The 24148-nt window shown below is 68.7% G+C and carries 20 protein-coding genes; 9 read left to right on the forward strand and 11 right to left on the reverse strand.

Features of this window, described 5'->3' with window-relative positions:
* Window positions 1-70: 70 nt before the first annotated feature.
* The 4 genes from E9232_RS15870 to E9232_RS15885 form a co-directional block, all read right to left on the reverse strand.
* A complete protein-coding gene (locus E9232_RS15870) occupies window positions 71-793 on the reverse strand; it encodes an ABC transporter ATP-binding protein (RefSeq protein WP_309795261.1) in 723 nt (240 codons plus the stop codon).
* Window positions 790-1596: an ABC transporter permease gene (locus tag E9232_RS15875; protein ID WP_309795263.1), complete on the reverse strand. Its 807-nt coding sequence runs from the start codon at window positions 1594-1596 to the stop codon at window positions 790-792. Before E9232_RS15875 ends, E9232_RS15870 begins: the two co-directional genes overlap by 4 nt.
* 61 nt (window positions 1597-1657) lie before the next feature.
* Window positions 1658-3091, reverse strand: a complete 1434-nt coding sequence (locus tag E9232_RS15880; protein WP_309795265.1) for a KpsE/RkpR family capsule polysaccharide export protein — start codon at window positions 3089-3091, stop codon at window positions 1658-1660.
* A gap of 190 nt (window positions 3092-3281) precedes the next feature.
* Window positions 3282-4658 (reverse strand): glycosyltransferase family 4 protein, encoded by a 1377-nt coding sequence (locus E9232_RS15885; protein WP_309795267.1) that lies wholly within the window; start codon window positions 4656-4658, stop codon window positions 3282-3284.
* Window positions 4659-4974: 316 nt separating this feature from the next.
* On the opposite strand from E9232_RS15885, the gene E9232_RS15890 reads away from it, so the two are divergent.
* Window positions 4975-6153 (forward strand): polysaccharide biosynthesis/export family protein, encoded by a 1179-nt coding sequence (locus E9232_RS15890; protein WP_309795269.1) that lies wholly within the window; start codon window positions 4975-4977, stop codon window positions 6151-6153.
* A 26-nt stretch (window positions 6154-6179) separates the two neighbouring features.
* The gene (locus E9232_RS15895) at window positions 6180-7649 is read left to right on the forward strand and encodes an LTA synthase family protein (RefSeq protein ID WP_309795271.1); all 1470 of its coding nucleotides are present in this window, start codon (window positions 6180-6182) and stop codon (window positions 7647-7649) included.
* 12 nt (window positions 7650-7661) lie between these two features.
* Here the strand turns inward: E9232_RS15895 and E9232_RS15900 are convergent, their stop codons facing one another.
* A complete protein-coding gene (locus E9232_RS15900; RefSeq protein WP_309795273.1) occupies window positions 7662-8993 on the reverse strand; it encodes a glycosyltransferase family 4 protein in 1332 nt (443 codons plus the stop codon).
* A 501-nt stretch (window positions 8994-9494) separates the two neighbouring features.
* Between E9232_RS15900 and E9232_RS15905 the strand changes: the two genes are divergently transcribed.
* Window positions 9495-12533 (forward strand): alpha-mannosidase, encoded by a 3039-nt coding sequence (locus E9232_RS15905; protein WP_309795275.1) that lies wholly within the window; start codon window positions 9495-9497, stop codon window positions 12531-12533.
* Between the two features lie 3 nt (window positions 12534-12536).
* Here E9232_RS15905 and E9232_RS15910 read toward each other — a convergent pair whose 3' ends face one another.
* A complete protein-coding gene (locus tag E9232_RS15910) occupies window positions 12537-12836 on the reverse strand; it encodes a hypothetical protein (protein WP_309795277.1) in 300 nt (99 codons plus the stop codon).
* A 477-nt stretch (window positions 12837-13313) separates the two neighbouring features.
* Between E9232_RS15910 and E9232_RS15915 the strand changes: the two genes are divergently transcribed.
* Both E9232_RS15915 and E9232_RS15920 read left to right on the forward strand, forming a co-directional pair.
* Entirely contained in the window at window positions 13314-14144 is an 831-nt protein-coding gene (locus E9232_RS15915) for a class I SAM-dependent methyltransferase (RefSeq protein WP_309795279.1), read from the forward strand.
* A gap of 266 nt (window positions 14145-14410) precedes the next feature.
* A complete protein-coding gene (locus tag E9232_RS15920) occupies window positions 14411-14602 on the forward strand; it encodes a hypothetical protein (protein ID WP_309795280.1) in 192 nt (63 codons plus the stop codon).
* A gap of 40 nt (window positions 14603-14642) precedes the next feature.
* Here the strand turns inward: E9232_RS15920 and E9232_RS15925 are convergent, their stop codons facing one another.
* From E9232_RS15925 to cyoA, 5 genes are all read right to left on the reverse strand, one after another.
* Complete coding sequence (locus E9232_RS15925) at window positions 14643-15431, reverse strand: SURF1 family protein (RefSeq protein ID WP_309795283.1); 789 nt, start codon at window positions 15429-15431, stop codon at window positions 14643-14645.
* Window positions 15428-15802, reverse strand: a complete 375-nt coding sequence (gene cyoD, locus E9232_RS15930) for a cytochrome o ubiquinol oxidase subunit IV (RefSeq protein ID WP_309795285.1) — start codon at window positions 15800-15802, stop codon at window positions 15428-15430. The genes E9232_RS15925 and cyoD overlap by 4 nt, the downstream gene beginning before the upstream one ends.
* Window positions 15799-16425: a cytochrome o ubiquinol oxidase subunit III gene (cyoC, locus tag E9232_RS15935; protein ID WP_309795287.1), complete on the reverse strand. Its 627-nt coding sequence runs from the start codon at window positions 16423-16425 to the stop codon at window positions 15799-15801. Before cyoC ends, cyoD begins: the two co-directional genes overlap by 4 nt.
* The gene (cyoB, locus tag E9232_RS15940) at window positions 16422-18434 is read right to left on the reverse strand and encodes a cytochrome o ubiquinol oxidase subunit I (RefSeq protein WP_309795289.1); all 2013 of its coding nucleotides are present in this window, start codon (window positions 18432-18434) and stop codon (window positions 16422-16424) included. The genes cyoC and cyoB overlap by 4 nt, the downstream gene beginning before the upstream one ends.
* 99 nt (window positions 18435-18533) lie before the next feature.
* Window positions 18534-19556 carry a ubiquinol oxidase subunit II gene (cyoA, locus tag E9232_RS15945; RefSeq protein ID WP_374710625.1) on the reverse strand — a complete coding sequence of 341 codons (1023 nt, stop codon included), beginning with the start codon at window positions 19554-19556 and terminating at the stop codon, window positions 18534-18536.
* A gap of 334 nt (window positions 19557-19890) precedes the next feature.
* Between cyoA and E9232_RS15950 the strand changes: the two genes are divergently transcribed.
* From E9232_RS15950 to E9232_RS15965, 4 genes are all read left to right on the forward strand, one after another.
* Window positions 19891-21210, forward strand: coding sequence for an MFS transporter (locus E9232_RS15950; RefSeq protein ID WP_309795291.1), 1320 nt, complete (start codon window positions 19891-19893; stop codon window positions 21208-21210).
* Window positions 21211-21470: 260 nt separating this feature from the next.
* Window positions 21471-21992: an Lrp/AsnC family transcriptional regulator gene (locus E9232_RS15955; RefSeq protein ID WP_309795292.1), complete on the forward strand. Its 522-nt coding sequence runs from the start codon at window positions 21471-21473 to the stop codon at window positions 21990-21992.
* Window positions 21989-23161, forward strand: coding sequence for a saccharopine dehydrogenase family protein (locus E9232_RS15960; protein WP_309795294.1), 1173 nt, complete (start codon window positions 21989-21991; stop codon window positions 23159-23161). Before E9232_RS15955 ends, E9232_RS15960 begins: the two co-directional genes overlap by 4 nt.
* A gap of 93 nt (window positions 23162-23254) precedes the next feature.
* On the forward strand, window positions 23255-24049 hold the full coding sequence (locus E9232_RS15965; RefSeq protein ID WP_309795296.1) for an ABC transporter substrate-binding protein: 795 nt from the start codon (window positions 23255-23257) through the stop codon (window positions 24047-24049).
* Window positions 24050-24148 lie beyond the last annotated feature (99 nt).

A 24148-nucleotide genomic window follows, 5' to 3' on the forward strand; every position in this document is an offset into this window, starting at 1 on the left:
GCATGGGGGTAGCCCCATGCCCGTCGCGCATGCTCCCAGGGAGCATGTCGGTGCCGGCCGGCGGGCGGGGTCACGGGAGCGGATCGTCATCGTCCCAGACCTCCTCGTCCTCGGCCTGTGGGTCGTCCTCGGCGCCCGGCTCGTCGGCCTTGAAAGCCATGATGGCGTCGCGCACCGTCTCGAAGACGGCCAGCCGGCTGTCGGCCAGCACCGCGCCGTCATCGGCGAAGCGGCGCAGCATCCGCGGCCGCCGGGTGGTGAAGATCAGCGTCGCCTGCCGCCGCCGGGCATCGACCAGCCGCTCGCACCAGTCGCGGAATCCGGGCGGGCCGCCGATCACCGATTCGTCGGCGAGGTAGATGTCGAAGGGCAGGGCGTAGGCGATGGTGAACAGGAACCGCCCGCGCTTGTCGCCGGTGTAGCTGGAGAAGGGGCGGTCGAAATCGCGGCGCAGCCCGCTGTGGGTCTCGACGAAGCGGATGACCTCGGCCGGGTCGGCGCCGTAGATGCGCGAGACGAACCACGCATTCTCGCGCCCGGTCATGGTGCTGATGAAGGGGCCGGCGGTGCCGACCGGGAACGACACCCGGCCCTGGCGGAAGATGCGGCCCGAATCCGGGTGCATCGCGCCGGACAGCAGGCGGATCAGCGTCGACTTGCCGGCGCCGCGCCGGCCGAGGATGCCGATGGTCCGGCCCGGCTCGAACACGGCGCTGAGGTCGTCCAGCACCAGCTTTCCCGCCCCGGCGCCATGCGCCCGGTAGCGCTTGGTGACACGGTCGAGCACGATCATCGCGCCGCCACCCGCCGGCGGCGCAGCGCCCGCTCCAGGATCAGGCCGAGGAAGATCGAGCCGATGCCCCAGGACAGCAGGTAGCCCTTGTCCAGGATGACCGTGGGGTAGGTCAGGAAGAAGGCGGTGCGGAACCATTCCACCGCGTGCAGCACCGGGTTCCAGACCAGCCAGTCGCGGATCTGCTTCGGCATGTAGTCAGGTACGTAGAACACGGCGCTGAGGAACAGCAGCGACCGGGCGAACACCCCGTAGACCACGGCCCACAGCCGGAAGAACGAGCCGATGATGCCGTTGACGATGCCGACGCCGATCGCCATCAGGGCGGCGGCGGCGAAGGCCCCGACGGCGTTGAGCGGCTGGATCGGCCGCGCGTCGCGGACGCCGATCACGAAATAGATGAAGCCGAACAGCACGATCATGACGATGGCGAGCTGCAGGATCTCCAGGAACGCGCGGGCCAGCATCAGGTCCAGCGGCTTCACCAGGGGCAGGTTGCGCGCCAGCGAAGTGCTGCGCAGCGCGCCCATGGCGCGGGACGAGATGTGGACGAAGGTGAAGTACGGGATCATCCCGGTGCCGAGGAACAGGAACATGCTGGTGCCGAAATCCGGCCGCCGGCCGATCGCCGAGAACACCGCCAGCATCATCGTCAGCTGCAGCACCGGCTCGAGCAGCTCGAGCAGGTAGCTCAGGCGCGAATGCTTGGCGTGCATCCGCATCTCGCGCAGCATCAGCGACACCACGACCCGGGCCTGGACCGCCAGGGCCGAGCCGAAGCGCGGGGCCACGATCGCGGTCACGCCGCGGCTCCAGGCACGGCTCGCGGAAGGGGACTGCCTGCCGGCTCCACGCGGACCATCCTCAGATCATGTGGTCGCGCACGGCGTAGACCGTGAGCATGGTGATGGCCCAGGCCAGGGCGGCGATCAGGAACACGATCAGCACGTCCTCGCCGCGCTCGGGGTACAGCGGGTACTCCGCCAGCGCCGGCTCGACATAGGGCATCAGGTAGGTGCGGTCGGACAGGGCGCTGCTGCGCACCTGGTCCAGCGCGGTCAGCATGTTCTGGTAGCTCTGCTGCGCGAATTGCAGCTCCAGCCGGATGTCCTCGTAGTCCGAGAGAGTGGCGGCATAGCCCTCGCCGCCGCTGCCGGCCGCGGCATCGCCGGTGCCAGTCCCGGGGCCGGCGCCGGACCCGAGCTCGCCCTCGATCTTGTTCAACTGGTCACGGGTGGCCGCGATGTTGTTCTTCAGGGTTTTGATCGTCGGCGCGTCGGGCGCCATATGGGTCGACAGCGAGGTCAGCTGCGCTTCCATCTGCGCCAGGTTGGTGCGCAGCTGCAGCGTCAGGCCCAGGGTCGAGGACGCGCTGGTCGACAGGTCCGGGCTCTGCTGCACGTTGCGGAACTGGCGCAGCCGGCCGGTGATCTCGCGCAGCCGGTCCTCCGCGGTCTTGACGTCGCGCTCGGCGAACTTCACCGAATCCTCGCGCGCCCGCTCGGCCATGCGGTTGACCAGGGCTTCGCTGGCGCCGATCAGCGCCTGGGCGATGCGCAGCGAATCCTGCGGCGTGAAGGCCCGCACCTGGACGATGGAGATGCCGGTCGACACGTCGAAGCTGGCGTCGATCCGCGACTGCCAGTAGTCGACCAGCTTCTCGGTCGGCACCGTCGGGTCCAGCCGGGCCAAGTAGTCGGCGTCGGGATCGCTGTAGATGTGGCGCAGGTCGACCGTCTTCAGCAGATCAGTGACCGCCTCGCGGCTGCGGACGTAATCGGCGACGATGAAGTTGTCGCTGAAGGCCGACAGCCGGGCCGACTGGCCCAAAGCGGCGCCGACCAGGTCGGTGGTGGCCGACGACGCCGATGCGTTCGACGACTTCACCGCGAAACGGAATTCCGAGACGTACTGGTCGCTGGCGATGAAGAAGTAGTAGGCCGAGGCCAGCGCGGTGGGCAGCACCACCATCAGCAGCAGCGAGGCCCAGAACCAGCCCGACAGCTTGCCCTTGCGGCTGGGCAGCTGCAGCGGCTCGAAGGCAGTCTCGGTGCGGCGGTCCAGGCTGCGGCGCGCGGTGGGCGGCGGCGCGGTCCGCACCGGCACGTCGCGGACGAAGCTGGTCTCCGGCTCCGCGGCCGGTGGCCGCTTGCGTGGCAGCCGCGTGACCGTGGCGTCGGGCGGGGGCGTCTCCTCGGCCGGGCCGAATTCGTCGGGGGATTGCCGGGCCTTGGCCGCCCGCAGCTCGGCGATGGTCCGGCGAGACGCCCGCGAGTCCGGGTCGTCCGAGACCGACACCCGCCGATCCAGCTTTTCGGAAAGGGTTTCCGAGGGGTTGTCCGGTGTCTTGCCCAAGCCATACCTCACGAGACGCAGGCACCAGCTGCATCATGTACGCTGCACCGCAGCATAGCAGACGCAAACTGGCGGGGAAACCTATGAAACCATCAAATCTTTGAAACGGATCCGACTCCGTCTCACGAAATCTTCATTCACCTTCCGCCAGGACGCCCGGCCCGGTCGGCACCGGCGCTGCCGCCCCGGCCGGAAGCAGCCGCCGGTACATCTCCGCCAGCCGGGCGCGGTAGCGTTCCGGCGAATACAGCGCCGCCTGCTGCAGGCCTCGCCGCGCCAGGTCGCCGCGCAGCTCGGCATTGCCGTCGAGGCCGCGGATGGCCTCGGCCAGCGCATGGGTGTCGTAGGGATCGACCAGCAGCGCCGCGTCGCCGGCGACCTCGGGCAGCGCTCCTTCGGTCGAGGCCAGCACCGGCGTGCCCAGGCGCATCGCCTCCAGCACCGGCAGACCGAAGCCTTCGTACAGCGACGGGAAGGTCACCGCCTTGGCGCCGCGGATCAGGCTGACCAGCAGCGGGAAGGGGGCGTAGTCGATGCGGTGCACCCGGTCGCGGGTGTAGGTCAGGGTGTCGACCTGCTCGAGGTAGCGGATCGACGGGTCGTTCAGCATCCGCAGTTCCTGGTCGGTCTTCCAGGCCAGCTTGCCGATGATCACCAGGGGCGTCTTGATCTGGCTGGCCAGGTAGGCCTCGATCAGCCGGCCGATGTTCTTCTTCGGCTCGATCGCGCCGAAATAGAGCAGGTAGCCCTTGTAGGTCAGGTTGAAGGTGCCCTCGACCTCACGCTTCACCGCATCCTCGGGCTTCTCGGCGTATTTCGCCGGGATGTCGACCGCTTGGTAGGTGTTGGTGATGCGCTCCTCGGGATAGCCGAACAGGTCGACGATGTCGCGCTTCGACGTCTCCGACACCGTGACGATGTGGTCGGCGCGGCGCAGCAGCATGCGCACCAGCTTGTGGTAGCGGCGCTTGTTGTCGAGCGTGGTGTAGGGCAAGCGCAGCGGCACCAGGTCGTGGATGGTGTAGATGTTCTTGGCCCCGGCCAGCCGCATCGGCAGCGGGTAGGTCCAGTGCATCAGCTGCGGCGTGTCGCGCAGGGTGATGGTCATCCGGTTGCGGTAGATCGCGAAATGCCGGTAGGCCCGGTTCCACACATCCGGCACCGCCGAGATCTGGTCGTAATAGGGCATGCGCGAACGGTAGGTCTTGGCGATGACCTTGCCGGTGATCGGCACCGGCTTGGCCCGCACCCCGCCCGGCGAATGCACCAGCTCGTTGACGTAGCGCAGGAACTCCAGCCAGCGCGGCGGCGTGCCGACATTGGGGTCGAAGAAGGCGATCTCGCGCATCAGGGTCTGGGTGCTGGGCGCCGACCGGCCGCCATACAGCACCTCGGTGCGATAGCCCAGATTGTGCAGCTCGTAGCTGAGGTTGCGGGCATAGGTCGCCACCCCGGTGCCGGTTTCGAGGCCGAGATTGTAGCCGTCGATCATGATCGTCTGAGGCGTCACGGCGTGGTCCTGTGCTGTCCAGCGATTCGAAGCGAAGGCTTCCGGCGAAATCTGGCGAAACCGATGTCCATGGCCCGGCTCAGCCGCGGCCGCACCATCGCCCATGAGAGTTGGCGAGGCCAGAACCTTATAGAGCGCCAGGCCGCTCGCGGAAACCCCAATTTACGGTTTCGACTCCGCAAAGGCGCGCTGCGCTTGGGTTTCAGGACTCGAATACGAAATTATTCGCAGATGCAGCATTGGCTCTCGCCGATGAAATCTGTTATGCAGCGAAGCATTCGCGCTTCGACGCGCCCCAGCGGAAGACAACGGCCCCATGACCTGGCGACTGGCTTGGCTCGTTCCCGCCGTTCTCGCAATCCCCGGCTGCGGCGAGCTGCCGAGCAGCGGCCCCCTGGCGGGCCAGATCCTGGCGTCGGGCGAGGTCGCGCCACCGCCGGCCGGCACCGATGTCGACAGCCGCTACGCCATCGTCGACGTCAACCAGGCCACCCTCGCGGCGATGGACCAGGCCCGCGTCCCCAGCCTGCTGCAGCGCTTTGGCGACAAGGCGCCGATGCCAACCCAGCAGATCGGCGTCGGCGACGTCGTCTCGGTGTCGATCTGGGAGGCGGGGACCGGGCTGTTCGCCGGCGCCGCCGACGCCACCACCGGCGCCCAAGGCGCGCACAGCGTCACCCTGCCGCCGCAGGTGGTCGACCAGCGCGGCAACATCGTGGTGCCCTATGCGGCCAAGCCGATCCGCGCCGTCGGCCGCACCCCGACCCAGATCGCCACGGCGATCCAGTCGGCGCTGGCCACCCAGGCCAGCCAGCCCCAGGCGATCGTGACCGTGCCGGAATCCACCTCAGCCTCCGCCTCGGTGCTGGGCGACCAGACTGGTGCTGCGCGGGTGCCGCTCAACATCAAGGGCGACCGGCTGCTCGACGTCATCGCCCAGGGCGGGGGCATCCGGTCGCTGCCGGCCGAAACCTTCATCACCCTGACCCGCGGCGACGCGTCGGAAACGGTGGCCCTGCCCACCGTGCTGCAGACCCCGGCGGAGAACGTCTACATCCAGCCCGGCGACACCATCTACGTCACCCGCCGCCCGCAGACCTTCACGGCGCTGGGGGCGGTCAGCACCTCCGGCGAGCTGCCGATCGACCAGACGCCGTTCACCCTGGCCCAGGGGGTGGGGCGCGCCGGCGGGCTGCTGGACCGCGCCGCCGACGCCAGCGCGGTGTTCGTCTTCCGCTTCGAGTCGCGGGCGGTGTTCCGGGCGCTGCGCGAGAACTCGCCGCTGCTGGAGACGCGTCAGCCGGTGCCGGTGGTCTACCGCCTCAGCTTCGAGGACCCGCGCGGCTATTTCTACGCCCAGCAGTTCAAGCTGCGGAGCCACGACATGGTCTATGTCGCCAACGCCTCTTCGGTCGAGCTGCTGAAGTTCCTGTCGGTGGTGCGGAACGCGATCTCGGTGACCTCGCCGGCGACCACGGTGGTGGGCGGCGGCTGAGAGCGCGGGGGCGGCGGGGCCGAGCGGTGATCGCCGCGTCCGAACTGGTCGGCCTGGCCGGCGGCGCCGTTGCCTGGGAGGCGGTGGACGCGCTGGCCCGGCCGCGGCGCGGGATCCTCGGCGGCAGCCGGGCCGCGATCCTCGGCCGCCTCGCCGTGTTCCTGCTGCTGTCCGCGGCCTGGCTCGGCCTGTTCGGGCGGTTCTGGTTCGCGCTGACGGCCAGCCTGGTCACCCTGGCGATCCTGGTCGCCATCTCCAACGCCAAGCAGCGCAGCCTTTACGAGCCGCTGGTGTTCTCCGACTTCGCCTTCCTCGGTCCGATCCTGCGCCACCCCAGCCTGTTCTACATCGAGCGGCGCGAGGGCCTGGCCCTGCTTGGCGCGGTGGCGGTGCTGCTGGCGGTGATCGCGGGCTGGGTGTGGATCGAGCCGCGGGCCATCCCGTGGCCGGCGCAGCTGGCGCTGCTGGGTGGCGAGGCCGCGCTGCTCGGCCTCGCCGCCTTCGCTTTGCCCTGGCCGGCGGCGCTGACCTTCGCCGATGCCACCGACCCGCGCGGCGGGATCCGCCGCTTCGGCCTGGCCGCATCGCTGCCCACCGCCTGGCTGCGCTGGTGTGCCGAGGGCCGGCGGCCGCTTCCCGCCTCGCCGCCGCCGGAGGTGGCCGCCGGCATCGATGCGGTGGTGGTGATCCAGTCCGAATCCTTCATGGATCTGCGCCGGGTCGGGGTGGCGACCGACCTGCCGAACTTCGACCGGCTGCGGCCGCGCGCGCTGGCGCAGGGGCTGCTGGAGGTGCCGTGCTTCGGCGCCTATACCCTGCGGCCGGAGGTGACGGTGATGACCGGGCTGACCGTGGCCCAGCAATCCTTCGACGGGCTGCACCCCTATCTGCGGCCCGGGCGCTATACCCCGGCCTCTCTGCCGGCCGCTCTGCGGGGCCAGGGCTGGCGCACCGTGTTCCTGCACCCCTATGACGAAACCTTCTTCCGGCGCCGCCGGGCGATCCCGGCGCTGGGGTTCGACAGCTTCCTCAGCCAGCGCGACCTGCCGGATGCGGAGCGCTGCGGCTACTACATCTCCGACGCCGCGGCGGCGGGGGTGATCGAAGCCCAGCTCCGGGCGGCGCGGGCGGACAAGGTTCCGCTGTGCCTGGTCTGCGTTACCATGGAGGCACACGACCCCTACCGCCCCGGCCGGCTGCCCGACGAGGACGATCCGCTGCGGCAGTACCTGCACCATATCGGCCATGCCGACGCGATGCTGGCCCGGCTGGCGGCGCAGTTCGACGCCGATGCGGACCGGGTGCTGCTGGTGTTCTACGGCGACCACGCACCGGTGCTGCCGGCGGTGGACCCGGAGCGCGAGCGGCGCACCGAGTTCATGATCCTGGAATGCGGGCGCGGGGCCGCCCGGAAGGGGGCCGCGGGTGCCGAGCCGGTGCAGTGGCGGCCGGAGACGATCAACGCCTTCATCCGGTCCTGGATCGCCGGGGGCTAGCGCCCCCGCCGGCTAGCAGATCGAGTATTTCCGCCGGACGTCCTCGACCACCTCGTCGAAGATGCCGAAATGCCGGTCCCAGGTCGGGGCCTTGAAGCGGGCCAGCCGCGCCATCTGGGCCTGGCGGCGCAGCGAGTTGGTCTTGGAATACTCGATGATCATCTCCATCCAGCCCGGGCCATCCAGGGGATCGAGATATTCCGGGATGCCGCTGCCCAGCTCGTGGAACACCGGCAGGTCGGAGCAGATCACCGGCACGGAGGAGGACAGGCCCTCGACCAGCGGCAGGCCGTAGCCCTCGGCGAAGGACGGGAACAGCACGGCGCGGGCGCCCAGCAACAGCCGGTGCAGCACCGCGTCCGGCACCCGGCCGCATTCGATGACATGGTCGCCGATCTGGTCGCAGCGCTCGATCATGTCGATGACGTTCTCGTTCTCCCAGCCGCGGCGGCCGACGATCACCAGCTTCGGCGCGGCGGCCCCCAGCTTCTGCACCAGGGCCCGCCATACCTGCAGCATGAACAGGTGGTTCTTGCGCGGCTCGATCGTGCCGATGATCAGGAAATAGGGCTCGCTCTCGAGGTCGTTGGCCTTCTGCGGCGCGAACCGCCGGTCGACCCCCAGGGGTGCCACGAACACGTCGTCCATGTTGCCGTGATAGCGCTGGACGTGCTTCAGCAGGTCGCGCTTGGTCTGCATCGAATTGACGATGGTCGCCGCCGCGGTGGTCGAGATCGCCTCGATCCGGGCGGCATGGCGCTCGGCATGGCCGGGGCGGACATATTCCGGATGGTCGATCGGGATCAGGTCGTGCACCAGATAGATCGGCGCCAGCTTGCGGCGCAGCACCAGGCGCTGCAGCGTGGTCGGCTGGTGCAGCCCCTCATGCGAAACGTTGACGTAGATCGACTGGTTCTTGCGGGCGCTGATGCTGATCATGCGCGACAGCAGGCCGCGCGCGCCCATCAGTGCATCCATGCCCAGCTGCAGCAGCGGGGCCGAAGGGCGCGGGGCCGGCAGCAGGGGCTGGGGGCGGCCGCGGCCGTTGAACTGGTCGCTGGGCACGCCGATGAAGCGGGCGATCCGCTCGGCGTCGCTGCCGCGGACGCGGCTGGCGCCGAAGCTCCAGCGCTCCAGCCGGCTGGCGACGAACTGGGCGAAGGCCGGGGTCGACAGCTGCCAGTAGCGCGACCGCCAGCGGGCGATGAACTGGACCTCGTTGGGATAGCGGTCGAGCATGTGCCCGGCATAGGTCAGCTCGACGCGGTCGACGCCGGTCGGGGTGGCGCTGCCGGATCGGCGCACCAGCCGGGTTGCATCGAACAGGATTTGGTCCTGGGCCATCGGTCCTGCTCCCAATCTTTCAAGCTGTCCGGCGACGGGGTCGCCGCGGCGGCGGAACGTTCGAAACGAAATCTTCCCTGAACGTTCCGCCCTGCTTGCAAGCCCGCATCCCGGCCGGGTCGACCGGTGTCGGCCAACCCGGTCCGGGGGCGTCGTCTGATACCGTGACGATTCTAAGACGCCGTTTTTGTGCATGAACCGGAAATCACGTTCCGGCACGGTATCACCAGTCTTCGCGTAATAGGAAATCTTTTTTGCATTGCAATAAAATCGGCAATGCGAGGATTAAAATCTACAAAAGCCGGAAAAATCGAATCTTCCGGCCGATGGCTTCGCGCGGGTGCGAGGCAAGGCCGCGGTGGGAATTCGCGTTGCGACAGCTCGCGCGGGCCGAATGCCATCGGCCGCGAAAATGCGCTAACAAGGAGTCGACGCCGAATCACGCCTCCCCGGATCCTGCGGGCGGACCTGAAGCCGCCCCTTCGCCTCTCGGAGATCGGAATGAGCCTGTCCGTCGCCCAGCGCCTGCATCGTCTGGACGCCCGCATCGCCGAGATCCTGTGCTGGCGCGAGCGGGAGACGGAGCCGATCGCGGACTGGCGCTGCGACGGCCGGCCGCTCTCGCTCGGCGATCCCTGGCCGCCCCATGATGCGCCGGTGGTCTTCACCGCCGCGGCCGAGGTGCCGGCGCATTGGCCGCTGGGCGAGGCCCGGCTGCGGCTGGATGTCGGCGGCGAAAGCCTGCTGACCCTGGATGAGGATGGGTTCGGGCCGGCGAGCTTCGGCCTCGACCCCAACCACCAGGAATTCCCGCTGCAGGCCCGGCGCGTCCGGATCGAGACCGAAAGCGTGCCGCGCCTGCCTTTCGGCGAGCCGGTGCACCATCCCCGCCTGGCCGAGGCCCGGCTGGTCTGGGTCGACCTCGCCGTGCACCGCCTGGCGCTGCTGCTGCGCCAGGTCTGGGAGACGGCCCAGGCGCTGGAGGACCATGAGGTGGTGCCGCATCTGGTGGCCGCGGCCGAAACCGCGCTGTGGTCGCTGGAGTGGCCGTCGGCGACCGGCAGCTACCTCGGCCGCACCGCGCCGCTGCCGCAACAGCAGAAGATCTGGCGCCTGCCGGCGCTGGAGGCCCGGCCGGCGGCGCTGGGCGAGGCGGAGCGGCAGAGCGTCGTGGCCGCCCATGACGGGCTGGTGGCGGCGCTGCAGGCGCTGCAGCAGCGCTTCCCGCCGCAGGGTCGTCTGGCGATCACCGGCCACGCCCATATCGACCTGGCCTGGCTGTGGCCCTATGCCGAGACAAGGCGCAAGGCCCGCCGCACCTTCCACACCGCGCTGCGGCTGATGGAGCAGTTCCCGGACTTCGTGTTCAACCAGTCGACCGCCGCCTACTACGCCCAGATCGAGCAGGACGACCCGGCGCTGTTCACGGCCATCCGGGCGCGGGTGGCGGAAGGGCGGTGGGAGACCATCGGTGGGCTGTGGGTCGAGCCCGACACCAACATGCCGACCGGCGAAAGCCTGGCGCGCCAGGTGCTGTACGGCCAGCGCTATTTCGAGCAGGCGTTCGGCGTGCGCCACAGCGTGTGCTGGCTGCCCGACTGCTTCGGCTTCTCCGCCGCGCTGCCGCAGCTGCTGCGCCAGGGCGGCATCGACAGCTTCTTCACCATCAAGGTGAACTGGTCGGAAACCAACCGCTTCCCCCACGACCTGTTCCACTGGGAAGGGCTCGACGGCAGCCGCGTCCTGGCCCACACCTTCGACAACCCGATCCAGGGCTACAACGGCACCATCCGCGCCGACTGCGTGCTGCCGACCTGGCGGAACTTCCGCGGCAAGACCGTGCATGACGAAAGCCTGCTCGCCATCGGCTTCGGCGACGGCGGCGGCGGGGTGACGCCGGAGATGCTGGAGCGCCAGGCCCAACTCGCCGACTTCCCGGCGCTGCCGGCGCTGCGCCCGGCGCGGGTGGAGGAATTCTACGCCCGCATCCGCCAGCGGGCGGCGGTCGAGGAGCTGCCGGTCTGGCTGGGCGAGATCTATCTCGAGCTGCACCGTGCCACCCTGACCAGCCAGGGCCGCACCAAGCGCCTGAACCGCCAGGCCGAGCGGGCGCTGTTGGCGGCGGAGTCCGTCGGCTCGCTGGCGGTGCTGCTCGGCGCACCGCGATTCGCCAGCCTGGAGCCGGCCTGGCGCGGCCTGCTGAAGAACCAGTTCCACGACATCCTGCCCGGCTCCAGCATCCGCGAGGTCTATGAGGATGCCGAGCGCGAGCTGACGGCCGCGCGGGACGCCGGCCTCGATCGCCAGGCCGAGGCGATGCGCGCCCTGGCCGCGACCCTGCCGGCGGGCGGCACCGCCGATGCGCTGGTGGTGGTGAATCCCGACCTGTCGCCGCGCCCGTTGCGGCTGGAGCTGGAGGGCGAGGCCATCGCGCCGGACCTGACTGTGCCGCCGCTCGGCATCGTCGTGCTGGACCGGGCGGCGCTGCGGCCGGCGCCGGGCCTGTCGGCCTCATGGTCGACCACGGGCAGCCGGCTGGAGAACCGGTTCCTGCGGGTGGAGATCGGCGCCGATGGCACCATCGCCCGCCTGCTGCACAAGCCGGGCGGCCGCGACGCGCTGGCCGGCCGCGGCAACCAGCTGTGGCTGTACCCGGCCGACAAGCCGCGCAGCTGGGACGCCTGGGACGTCGAAGCCGATTACGACCGCCAGGGTTTCGAGCTGACCGGGCTGGAGGAGTCGGAACTGGTCGAGGACGGGCCGGACCGGGCGGCGCTGCGGCTGGTCCGCCGCTACCGCGACTCGACCATCACCCAGACCCTGACTCTCTGGGCCAATTCACCGCGGCTCGACATCCACGCCCGGCTCGACTGGCACGACCGGCGGGTGCTGCTGCGGGCCCTGGTGCCGGTGGCGGTGCGGGCGGAGACGGCGAGCTTCGAATGCGCCTTCGGCGTGGTGCGGCGGCCGACCCACCGCAACACCTCGTGGGACCAGGCCAAGTTCGAGGTGCCGGGCCACCGCTTCGCCGACCTGTCGGAGCCGGGCTTCGGCGTCGCCCTGCTGAATGACGGGAAGTACGGCCACAGCGCGCTGGGCAACGTGCTCGGCCTCAGCCTGCTGCGGGCGCCGATCTACCCCGACCCGCTGGCCGATGAGGGCGTGCAGGAATTCACCTATGCGATCCTGCCGCATGAAGGCGACTGGCATGAGGGCGGGGTGCGCGAGGCGGCGGAGGATCTGAACCAGCCGCTGCTGGCGCTGCCGGCGCGCAACCTCGCCGCCGGCCTGCACACGCCGTTGATGGTCTCCGGCATCAAGGCCGGGCTGGCCGCGTTCAAGCCGGCGGAGGAGGGCGAGGACCTGGTGCTGCGCCTCTACGAGCCGGCGGGCGGGCGCGGCTCGCTTGCCATCACCCTCCCCGAGAGCTGGCAGCTTGGCGAGGCGGTGACCCTGCTGGAGGAACCGGCCGGGCGCGACCGGGCCCATGACCTGGAGCCGTTCGAGGTCCGCAGCTGGCGGGTGCGCGCGGCGCGGTAGCGCTCAGCCGTTCGGGTCGCAGGGGAAAGCGTGGCTGTGCTCGTCCCAGGGCTCGGCCGGGCTGGCCTCCGCCATGCCGGAATCCTCCCGAACCAACAGCCACGCCCGCGATCCCCGTCCCATCACCAGCCCGCCCAGCAGGAGGGCAGGGCTGAGGATGGCGAGGACGGCGGAACCGGTGGCCCCGTGAACCATCAGGGCCACTGCCATCGCCGCCGAGCCCAGCCCGGCGAGCCGCAGCATCTCGTGTCCCGATGTGGTGGCGTTCGGTGCGGCGGTGATCAGCGCTTCCGCCATGGCCATGGTCCCTCGGACGTGCCCGCGGTCCAAGCCGCAGCGTCCGAGCGTTTCATATCGGCCTGTAAAATTGATATCGGGGTTGTCCTGGGGGCACTTGTGTCCGATCGAGGAACGGCGACAACCACTGTGAGGGGATACAAAAATTCAGTTGTCATGCCACGGCTTGACCGTGGCATCCAGGGGCGGCCAGAGCGGCTCTTTGTGGCCCCTGGATTGCCCGGTCAAGCCGGGCAATGACATTGAAAGTTGAGGCTGCGCCTCAATCTTCAGTCTGGAAGGCTTGACCGGACACCAGCGGTGCGAGGCGCGGCCGGCCTGTCGCGTCGGCCGCCAAGCCGGAACAGGGCCCACGATTTGCGCTGTTGGCCGTAAGGCGCTATCAGGCGGCAGTCGAGATCGTGTTGCAGAACAGCGCCAGCGGCCGTCACGGCCTGCGGGCCGTCACGACCTGCGGGCCGTCACGACCACCCGGTGACCTCGATGACCGCTGAAAAGATTTCGCTGACCCAGGAGAAGGAAACCCTCCTGATCACCCTGGCCGCCAAGGCCGGGGAGAGCCGGCTGCCGGATTCGCTGCTGCACGACCGTTTCGCCGCCGAGGCCATGGGCCGGATCGACTACGACTTCGCCAGGCTCAAGGTCGACCGCGACCTGATGATCGGCGTGGCGATGCGCAGCCACATCTTCGACGGCTGGACCCGCGACTACATCGCGCGCCAGCCGGACGCGACCGTGCTGCATCTCGGCTGCGGGCTGGACAGCCGCGTGTTCCGGGTCGACCCGCCGCCGGGCATCCGCTGGTTCGACGTGGACTATCCCGAGGTGATCGACCTGCGCCGGCGCCTCTATCCCGACCGCGTCGGCGCCACGCTGATCGGCTCGCCGCTGACCGACCTGGCCTGGCTGGCGGCGGTGCCGGCGGACCGTCCGGCGCTGGTCATCGCCGAAGGGGTGTTCCCCTATCTCGGGGAGGGGGCGGTGCCGCAGCTGATCGACCGGCTCACGGCGCATCTGCCGGGCGGCGAGCTGGCCTTCGACGGCTTCAGCCGGCTCGGCCTGAAGATGGTCCAGCACCACCCGGCGGTGCGGGCGACCGGCGCCGCGGTGCATTGGAGCATTGCCGACCCGCATGAACTCGAACGCCGCATCCCGCGGCTGAGGCTGATGACCAGCCTGACCGCCTATGACCCCAGGGGCTACGATCCCCGGCAGGTCGCCCGGATGTCGCTGGTGTCGCGCCTGGCGATCCGCGCCTTCATCGCCATTCCGCCCCTGGCGCGAACCGCCCGCCTGCTGCGCTATCGCTTCTGACGCGCGACACGCTGTCCAGCGATATCGAAGCGAGGCTTCCCAGAGGCCAGCCGCGGATTGCTTTGCGGGTGCCGGAGGCTCAAAAATCAATACGGATTGAAAGATCAGAGAATAAAGATTCGATGTGCTTTTGTTTTTCCGTGTCTGATGCCGATTGCTTTGCGCCTGTTGCTGACATTAGTTGATGGAGCGCGCAGTGCATAGCTTTCATGCATGGCGTGATTTCGCTCTGACGAATTTAGCGCGAGCTTGGAAGGACTTCGGAGATGAAACCCCAGCATGGCCCGCGCCGGGTCATTATCCGGGAGTGGATGACGCTGCCGCAGGGTGAGCGGCGGACGGCGGACCAGGCGGCGGCCTTTGCCGCCAAGGCGAGCGAGCGGCACGGCTTCCGCTGCAGCGGCGACCGGCACCAGACCATCATGGCATGGCTGCTGCCCCGGACCGGGCGGGCCTGATCCCGCACTCGACGGTCGTGTTCTACCGCGCGCCCGACTTCTACCGCACGCCGGACGCGGGCGAGGCCGTCCGCCCGGCCGGCTTCGACCGGACACGCCGTTCGTCCCGGACGACATAGAACACCGCCCCGGCCAGCATCACCGCCAGCCCGTACCAGGTAATGGCGTAGACCAGATGGCTATTGGGGAACGCGATGATCGTCAGCCCGCCGACCGGCAGGCCGCCGGGGTTGGGCGCGGCGTCGGCGTCGATGAAATAGGGTGCGGCATCAGCCAGGCCGCGGGCGGCGGCGATGGCGGCGACATCCCGCGAATACCAGCGCTCCGCCGCCGGGTCGTTGGCGCGCAGGAAGCCGCCCTTCGGCTCGGTGATGCGCAGCAGCCCGGTCACGGTGACGGGGCCGGCGATCTCACCCGCCGCCCGGGTGGCAGGGTCGCGCTTCTCGGTCGGCACGAAGCCCCGGTTGACCAGGACGACCATGCCCTCGTCCGTCCGCAGTGGGGTCACCACCCAGTAGCCGCCGCCCAGCGCCGTCGACGCGAAGACCTGCGTCTCCCGGTCGTTGAGGAAGGTGCCGGCGACCCTGACATGGCGGTATTCGTCGTCGGCGGCGTTGACCCCGGGCCACGCGGCCGGCCCGGGCGGCGCCGCGGGTTCCGCCGCCACCCGCCGGTCGACCCGGTCGATCAGGTCGAGCTTCCACGCCCGGCGCTCGACCTGCCAGGTGCCGAGCGCCAGCAGGCCGAGGAACAGCGCCGCCGCCAGGATCCCCAGCACGGCCAGCGTGGCGGGAGACCGCGGCCGCGCCGCCTCGCTTCCGCCTGTCACGGCATGTCGCGCATGTCGTGCATCGACGGGGGCATCATGTTGGCGTTCAGGTGGTACATCACCCACATCGAACCGCTCAGCGTGATCACCACCAGCACCACGGTGAAGATCAGGGCCAGCATGTTCCAGCCGCCCTCCGACTTGGTGTTCATGTGGAGGAAGTAGACCATGTGGACCACGATCTGGACCACGGCGAGGGCCATGATCGCCAGCGCGGTGACCTGGCGGTCGGCGAACACGTCGCCCATGACCAGCCAGAACGGGATCGCGGTCAGCACCACCGCCAGGACGAACCCGGTGAGGTAGCCCTTCAGCGTGCCGTGGCCGGCGGTGTCGTGCTCGCCGTGATGGGCGTGGGCTTCCGCGCTCATCCCAGGACTCCCATCAGGTAGACGAAGGTGAAGACGCCGATCCAGATGACGTCCAGGAAGTGCCAGAACAGGCTCAGGCACATCAGCCGCCGCCTGTTGTCCGGGATCAGCCCGTGCCGGGCGACCTGGACCATCATCGTCACCATCCAGACGATGCCGACGGTGACGTGCAGCCCGTGCGTCCCCACCAGGGTGAAGAACGCCGACAGGAAGGCGCTGCGCTGCGGCCCCGCGCCCTCGCTGATGAGATGGGCGAATTCGGAGAGCTCGAGCCCGACGAAGGCCATGCCGAACAGGGCGGTGACCACCAGCCAGGCCAGGGTGGCGCCGCGCCGGCCCCGCTCCATCTCCAGCATGGCGAAGCCGCAGGTGATCGAGGACAGCAGCAGCATCGAGGTGTTGACCGCCACCAGCGGCAGGTCGAACAGGTCCATCGGCGACGGCCCGGCGGCGTAGCTGCGCCCGAGCACGCCGTAGCAGGCGAAGAGGACCGCAAAGATGAGGCAGTCGCTCATCAGATAGATCCAGAAGCCGAGCATCGTGCTGCCGCCCGAATGCTCGTGCTCCTCCTCGACGAGGAAGCGGACGGGGCCGTCTGCCGTGTGTTCGGTTGGCGTGGTCACGAGGCTGCTCCCGCCTGGGCCAGAAGCCGTGTGCGCTCATCCTCGGCCTTGGTCACGGTCTCGGCCGGGATGTGGAAGTCGCGCTTGTAGTTGAAGGTATGGCCGATCGCCACCGCCAGCATGCCGGCGAAGCTGATCGCGGCCAGCCACCAGATGTACCAGATCATGGCGAAGGCGAAGGCCACGCCCAGCCCGGCGATGATGATGCCGGTGCCGGTGTTCTTCGGCATGTGGATCGGCTTGAAGCCGGCCACCGGGCGGACATAGCCGCGCTTCTTCATGTCCCACCAGGCGTCGCCGTCATGCACCAGGGGCGTGAAGGCGAAGTTGTAGGCCGGCGGCGGCGATGAGGTCGACCATTCCAGGGTGCGGGCGTCCCACGGGTCGCCGGTCCAGTCGCGCAGCTGGTCGCGCCGCCTGAAGCTGACCACCAGCTGGACGATGAAGGACAGGATGCCGAGCGCGATCAGGACGGCGCCGAAGGCGGCCAACACGAACCAGATCTGCAGCGACGGATCGTCGAAATGGTTCAGCCGCCGGGTCACGCCCATCAGCCCGAGCACGTAGAGCGGCATGAAGGCGAAGTAGAAGCCGGTCAGCCAGAACCAGAACGACATCTTGCCCCAGAACGGGTCGAGCTTGAAGCCGAAGGCCTTGGGGAACCAGTAGGTCAGGCCGGCGAACAGCCCGAACACCACGCCGCCGATGATCACATTGTGGAAATGGGCGATCAGGAACAGGCTGTTGTGCAGCACGAAGTCGGCCGGCGGCACCGCCAGCAGCACGCCGGTCATGCCGCCGATCACGAAGGTGATCATGAACCCCATGGTCCACAGCATCGGCACCTCGAAGCGGATGCGGCCGCGATACATGGTGAACAGCCAGTTGAACATCTTCGCCCCCGTGGGGATCGAGATGATCATCGTGGTGATGCCGAAGAAGGAATTGACGCTGGCGCCGGAGCCCATGGTGAAGAAATGGTGCAGCCACACCAGGTAGGACAGGATGGTGATCACCACCGTGGCGTAGACCATCGAGGTGTAGCCGAACAGACGCTTGCCGCAGAAGGTCGCCACCACTTCGGAGAAGATGCCGAAGGCCGGCAGGATCAGGATGTAGACCTCGGGATGGCCCCAGATCCAGATCAGGTTCACGTACATCATCGGGTTGCCGCCGAAGTCGTTCGTGAAGAAGTTGGTCCCGACATAGCGGTCGAGCGACAAGAGGGCGAGGACGGCGGTCAGCACCGGGAAAGCGGCGACGATCAGGATGTTGGTGCACAGCGCGGTCCAGGTGAAGACCGGCATCTGCATCATCTTCATGCCCGGCGCCCGCATCTTGATGATGGTGGCGACCAGGTTGACGCCGGATAGCAGCGTGCCGATGCCGGCGATCTGCAATCCCCAGATGTAGTAGTCGACGCCGGGGTCGGGGCTGTAGGCGATGCCCGACAGCGGCGGATAGGCCAGCCAGCCGGTGCGCGCGAACTCGCCGACGAACAGCGAGATCATGACGATCACCGCCCCGGACACCGTCATCCAGAAGCTGAAATTGTTCAGGAAGGGGAAGGCGACGTCGCGCGCGCCGATCTGCAGCGGCACCACGAAATTCATCAGCCCGGTGACGAAGGGCATGGCCATGAAGAAGATCATGATCACGCCATGCGCCGTGAAGATCTGGTCGTAGTGGTGCGGCGGCAGGTAGCCCTCATTCGCGCCGAAGGAGATCGCCTGCTGGGCCCGCATCATGATCGCGTCGGAAAAGCCGCGCAGCAGCATGATCAGGGCCAGGACCACATACATGACCCCGATCTTCTTGTGGTCGATGCTGGTGAACCACTCGTGCCAGAGATAGGACCACAGCCGGAAATAGGTGATGGCGCCGAAGACGGCGATGCCCCCGAGCGCGACGACGATGAAGGTGACGACGAGAATGGGTTCGTGCAGCGGCAGCGCATCGAGCGTGAGCCGGCCGAAGACGAGCTTCTGAAGGTCTAGGTTTTCGAACATCGGGCTACTCGGTCTTGTCGGAGGCTGCCGCGACGGGCGGTGACGTCCGGGAAGGGTTCGGTTGCGCGGCCCGTCGGGGCCTGGCGGCGGGCGTCCGGGTCATTCGGTCCTGGCGGCTGCCGCCCACCGGCTCAGCAGCCCGGCCGGGGCGCGGGCGTCGGCCATGTCGCCGTCGGTGGTGCAGATCGCGGCGACGAAGGTCTTCGCCGCCGCGCCGCCGCGCCGCCCGTCCTTGTCGTGGTTGAGCGGCAGGACGTTGTCGATGCCGGCCATGCCCCCGCCGCCCTTGGCGTCGATGCGCATCATCTCGTTCAGGCACATCTTCGAGCGGTCGACGCACAGGTTGAGGATGGCAGGGTAGAGGTCGGGCGCCACCGACCCGTAGTGCCGCACCGGGTCGCGCTCGCTCGGCCGCTCCAGCGCCAGGTACTCCTCGCGGCTGAGGTTGGTGCCGTCGGCCTTCACCTTCTGCACCCAGGCGTCGAAATCCGCCGCGGCGAGGCCGTGGAAGGCGAAGTGCATGCCGGAGAAGCCGGCGCCGCTGTAGTTGGCCGAGAAGCCCTCATACTCGCCGGGGTGGTTGATCACGGCGTGCAGCTTCGTCTCCATGCCGGCCATGGCGTAGATCTGGCCGGCCAGCGCCGGGACGAAGAAGGAGTTCATCACCGTCGCCGAGGTGATCTTGAAGTTGATCGGCACGTCGACCGGCGCCGCCAGCTCGTTCACCGTGGCGATGCCCAGGTCGGGGTAGAGGAACAGCCATTTCCAGTCGAGCGCCACGACCTCGACCGTCAGCGGCTTCACATCCGCCGCCACCGGCCGCGTCGAGTCGATGCGGTCCAGCGGCCGGTAGGGGTCCAGCGTGTGGGTGCTGATCCAGGTCAGGGCGCCCAGGGCGATGATGATCACCAGCGGCGCCGCCCAAATCACGAATTCGAGTTGGGTCGAATGGCTCCACTCCGGGTCGTAGGGCGCGTCCGTGTTGGATTGCCGGTACTTCCAGGCGAAGAACAGGGTCATCGCGATCACCGGCACGATGATCAGCAGCATCAGGATCGTGGAGATCACGATCAGGTCGCGCTGCTGCACCGCAACATCACCTGACGGGGACATGACGACCATGTTGCACCCGCCCAGCAAAGCCAGGAACGGAAGCACGATCAAACGACGCAAGGCTTTGATGGGCATGCCGTTGCCTGAGTTAGCTACGTTGGTAACACGGGGGCTGACTTAACCGAGCCCGGCGCGGATCGACAGTGGACAGTTTGTCCTACGAAGCGACCGACTGTTGCAGTGCAACATCGTCGCAGCAGCCTCCCATCAGGGTTTGGCGGTCCCCCAGCCATCGCTTCGGCTCGTTCTGGAGCACTTTGACGCACGCGAATCATGGCCCATATTCAGGGAAGGGACAATCTCGGCCCCCCGCAAGGCGCTGCCCAGCAGGAACAAGAAGACCATGGCCACACTCAGTCGAGACCTCGATTCGCCCGCTTCCTCCGCCGGATCCGGGCACGACTCCGCCGTGTCCCCCGGCGAGATCGCGATCGGCGTCGTGATCGGCCGGACGGCGGAATTCTTCGACTTCTTCGTCTACGCCATCGCCTCGGTCCTGGTCTTCCCGCACTTCTTCTTCCCGCAGGCGCAGCCGCTGGACGCGATGCTGTACTCCTTCGCGGTGTTCGCGCTGGCCTTCGTCGCCCGCCCGATCGGGTCGATCTTCTTCATGGAGGTCGACCGGCGGCACGGGCGGGGCGTCAAGCTGACCATGGCGATGTTCCTGCTCGGCGGCTCCACCGCGGCCATGGCCTTCCTGCCCGGGACCGAGGACATCGGCCCGGCCGCGATCGCCCTGCTGGCGCTGTTCCGAATCGGGCAGGGCCTGGCCCTGGGCGGCGCCTGGGACGGGCTGGCGTCGCTGCTGGCGCTCAACGCGCCGCCGAACCGCCGCGGCTGGTACGCGATGATGCCGCAGCTCGGCGCCCCGCTGGGCTTCATGCTGGCCAGCGCGCTGTTCTCGTTCTTCCTGATCAACCTCTCGACCGCCGATTTCCTCGACTGGGGCTGGCGCTATCCCTTCTTCGTCGCCTTCGCGATCAATGTGGTCGCGCTGTTCGCCCGGCTGCGGCTGGTGGTGACCGAGCATTTCGAGCGGCTGTACGCGAGCAAGGACCTCGAGGCCCAGCGCGTGTCCGTGACGATGAAGCAGCAGGGGGCGAACATCCTGGTCGGCGCCTTCGTGCCGCTGGCGACCTTCGCGCTGTTCCACCTGGTGACGGTGTTCCCGCTCAGCTGGGTGTCCCTCTACACCGACCACAATGCCGGCGACTTCCTGATGACCGAGTTCGCCGGCGCCGTGCTGGGCACCATCGGCATCGTCGCCTCGGGGCTGATCGCCGACCGCACCGGCCGGCGTACGCTGCTGGCGGTCTGCGCGGTGCTGATCGCGATCTTCAGCTTCGTCACGCCGATGCTGCTCGGCGGCGGGCCCACGGCGCGGGTGGTCTTCGTCCTGGTGGGCTTCGCGCTGCTGGGCCTGTCCTTCGGCCAGGCGGCCGGCGCGGTGGCCTCGAACTTCCCGAACCGGGACCGCTACACCGCCTCGGCCCTGACCTCGGACATCGCCTGGATGGTCGGCGCCGGCTTCGCCCCCTTCGTCGCCCTGGCCCTGTCCAGCCGGTTCGGCCTGGCGCTGGTCGGCGCCTACCTGCTGTCGGGCGCAGTCTGCACCCTGGCCGCGCTGCGGGTGAACCGCGAGCTCGAGCTGAAACAGGACTGACGCAGGCTTAGGCCGTCGTCTCCGATCGCACCCGGACTCCGGAATCGGGAGGGTATGGCGCTGCCGCTCGGCGGCGTCATCTCAAGACATCTTTATCTGCCGCACCGGCGGAGTTCGCCCGGCTCCGGGCCCTTACCCTTGTCCCGCCCTAACTCGGCGGAAAACGCTGCGAGCGGGTTCTTGTTATTTTGAAAAAATAGGCATACAAATTTTTTGAAGAGAGATTTTTCTCTCGATTTTTTTCTCAAAACGAAAGAATGATGGTGAGGGAACGGCTCGACCCGATGGATCGGCGGCTGGTCAGGCTGCTGTCCGAGGACGCGCAGCTCGGCGCCAGCGGATTGGCCGAGAAGATGGACGTGTCGGCGCCGACGGTGCGTTCGCGCCTGCGCAGCCTGGTGGATCGGAACCTGGTCAAGATCGTCGGGCTGCTGAACCTGTCGGCGCGTCCGGAGCTGATCTCGGCCATCGTCGGCATCAACACGCTGGGGCGGGGCCGCATCCATGAGATCGCGCAGCGCATCGCCGACCTGCCCTTCGTCACCTCCGCCTCGGTGGTCACCGGGCGCTTCGACATCATCGCCGAGGTGGTGGTGGCCGACGATGTCGCCGATCTCTACCGCGTGACCAGCGAGCTGATCCCCAAGGTCGGCGAACCCGGGGAGATCTCGCGCAGCGAGACCTTCGTGGTGATGGCGTCCTGCAACAAATGGGTCGGCCTGCCCAAAGGGTGCTGGTCGGACGAGTCCGAGGCGCAGCTGCGCGGATCGGCCATGTCGTGATCGTCGCCGTCCTCGGCGGCCTCGGGCTGCAGGGCCGGGCGGCGATCGCCGACTTGGCCGCCAGCCCCGGCGTCGAGCAGATCGTCTGCGTCGACACCGCGCCGGACGGGCTGGACCGGCTCGCGGGCCTGGTCGATCCGGACCGCGTGCGCCTGGTCGTGCCCGAGGGGCCGATGGGCGCGGCCCTGGCGGCGGTGATGCGGGACGTGGACGTCGCCATCGACCTGATGCCGCTGCCGCTGATGCGCGACGCGGTGACGGCGGCGATCGCGGCGCGGACGCCGATCGTGACCACCAACTACGCCGGATCGATCGAGGACCTGGGCCCGGCGGCGGAGGCCGCGGGCATCGGTGTGATGACCGAATGCGGCCTCGATCCCGGCATCGACCTGGTGCTGTACCGGCGCGCCGCGCGGCAGTTCGACACCGTCACGGCGATCGAGTCCTACTGCGGCGGCATCCCCGAGCCGCAGGCCCGGACCGGTCCGCTGTCCTACAAGGTCAGCTGGAACTTCGACATGGTGCTGATGAGCCAGAACCGCGCCTCGGTCCTGCTCGAGGACGGCCAGCGCGTCGAGATCCCGGCCGCGCAGCAGCACGACAACCGCTTCATCCACGAGATCGAGGTGGCCGGGCTGGGACGGCTCGAAGCGCTGCCGAACGGCGACGCTGTCCATTATGCCGAGATGCTCGGCAACACCGGCTCGCTCCGGCGCACCGGCCGCTACACCCTGCGCTGGCCGGGGTGGTCCGCCTTCTGGGCGCCGCTGAAGCAGCTCGGCTTCCTCTCCGAGGACCCGGTGCCGGGCCTGGCCGGCACTGTCAGCCCGCGCGAGTTTCTCAGCCGGCTGCTCGGCCCCCAGCTGCAATACGGCGCGGCCGAGAAGGATTTGTGCGTGATGCGCAACGTCTTCCGCGGCGTCCAGGGCGGCCGCGGCAAGACCGTGACCTCGGACCTCGTGATCGAGCGCGACCTGGCCTCGGGCCTGTTCGGCATGAGCATCGGCGTCGGCGGCCCGGCCAGCATCGTGGCGCAGATGCTGGCGCGCGGCGAGATCGCGGCCGCGGGGCTGCTCAACCCCCTGACCCATGTGCCGGACGGCCCGTTCCTGGCGGAACTGGCCAGGCGCGGCATCCGGGTGGCCGACACCACCGCCTGGGATCCCTAGGCGAAGATCTTCGGGCGGCGGCGGTCGGCACGACGCGCGGCGCCCCAAGGAGAGAGCCCGAAAAGGGCGGCATGCAACACGGAGGACATTCGAATGAAGTTCGTCAGTTGGCTCGTCGCAGGCTTTGCCCTGCTGCCGTTGATCGGCGTCGACGGCGCCAGGGCCGGGACGCTCGACGACATCACCGCGCGCGGCGAGCTGCGCGTGGCGGTGCAGACGCAGGGCCCGCCCTATTCCATGGTTGACAAGAACGGGGCGCGGACCGGCAGTTCGGTCGAGCTGGCCGAGCTGATGGCCAAGGAAATGGGGGTGAAGATCACCTTCCTGGACTTCGACTGGGACGGCCTGATCCCGGCGCTCTTGTCGGGCAAGGCCGACCTCCTGGTCGGCGACATGACCCCGACCCTGGCGCGGGCCATGAAGGTCGGCTTCACCAAGCCGTTCATGTACACGGGCAGCGCCGTCTTCGCCAAGACGGGCGGCAAGTTCGGGTCGGTCGAGGCCTGCAAGGCGCCGGGAACCCGCATCGCCGTGCTGCTCGGCGCCACCGGCGAGAAGAACGCCAAGGCTGCCTTCCCGGACGCCGAGATCAAGAGCTACAAGGGCGGCGGGCCGCTGCTGCTGGACGCGGTGAACAACGACCAGGCGGATTGCGGCGTCAACGACGTCTCGGCGGTGACCGGCCAGTCCGGCGCCTATCCGGACGGCACCTTCACCATCATGCCGCAGATCCTGTCCAAGGAGCCGCTGGCCTTCGCCGTGCGCTACGATTCCCAGGACCTGCTGGTCTGGATGAACCTATTCCTCGACCAGGCGACGCTCGATGGCCGCCTCGAGAAGAACCTCGATTACTGGGTCAATTCGGACGGTTGGAAGAAAGACCACTGACCGGACCGATGGCTCCCGGGCGGATCCGCGCGGCCTTCGGGCCGGGCGGGTCCGGGCTGGGAGAAATCGCCGGTCGTGCCGTCGGCAGAGGGGGAGGGG

Source organism: Inquilinus ginsengisoli (genome assembly GCF_031453975.1).
GTDB classification, from domain to species: Bacteria; Pseudomonadota; Alphaproteobacteria; order DSM-16000; family Inquilinaceae; genus Inquilinus; species Inquilinus ginsengisoli_A.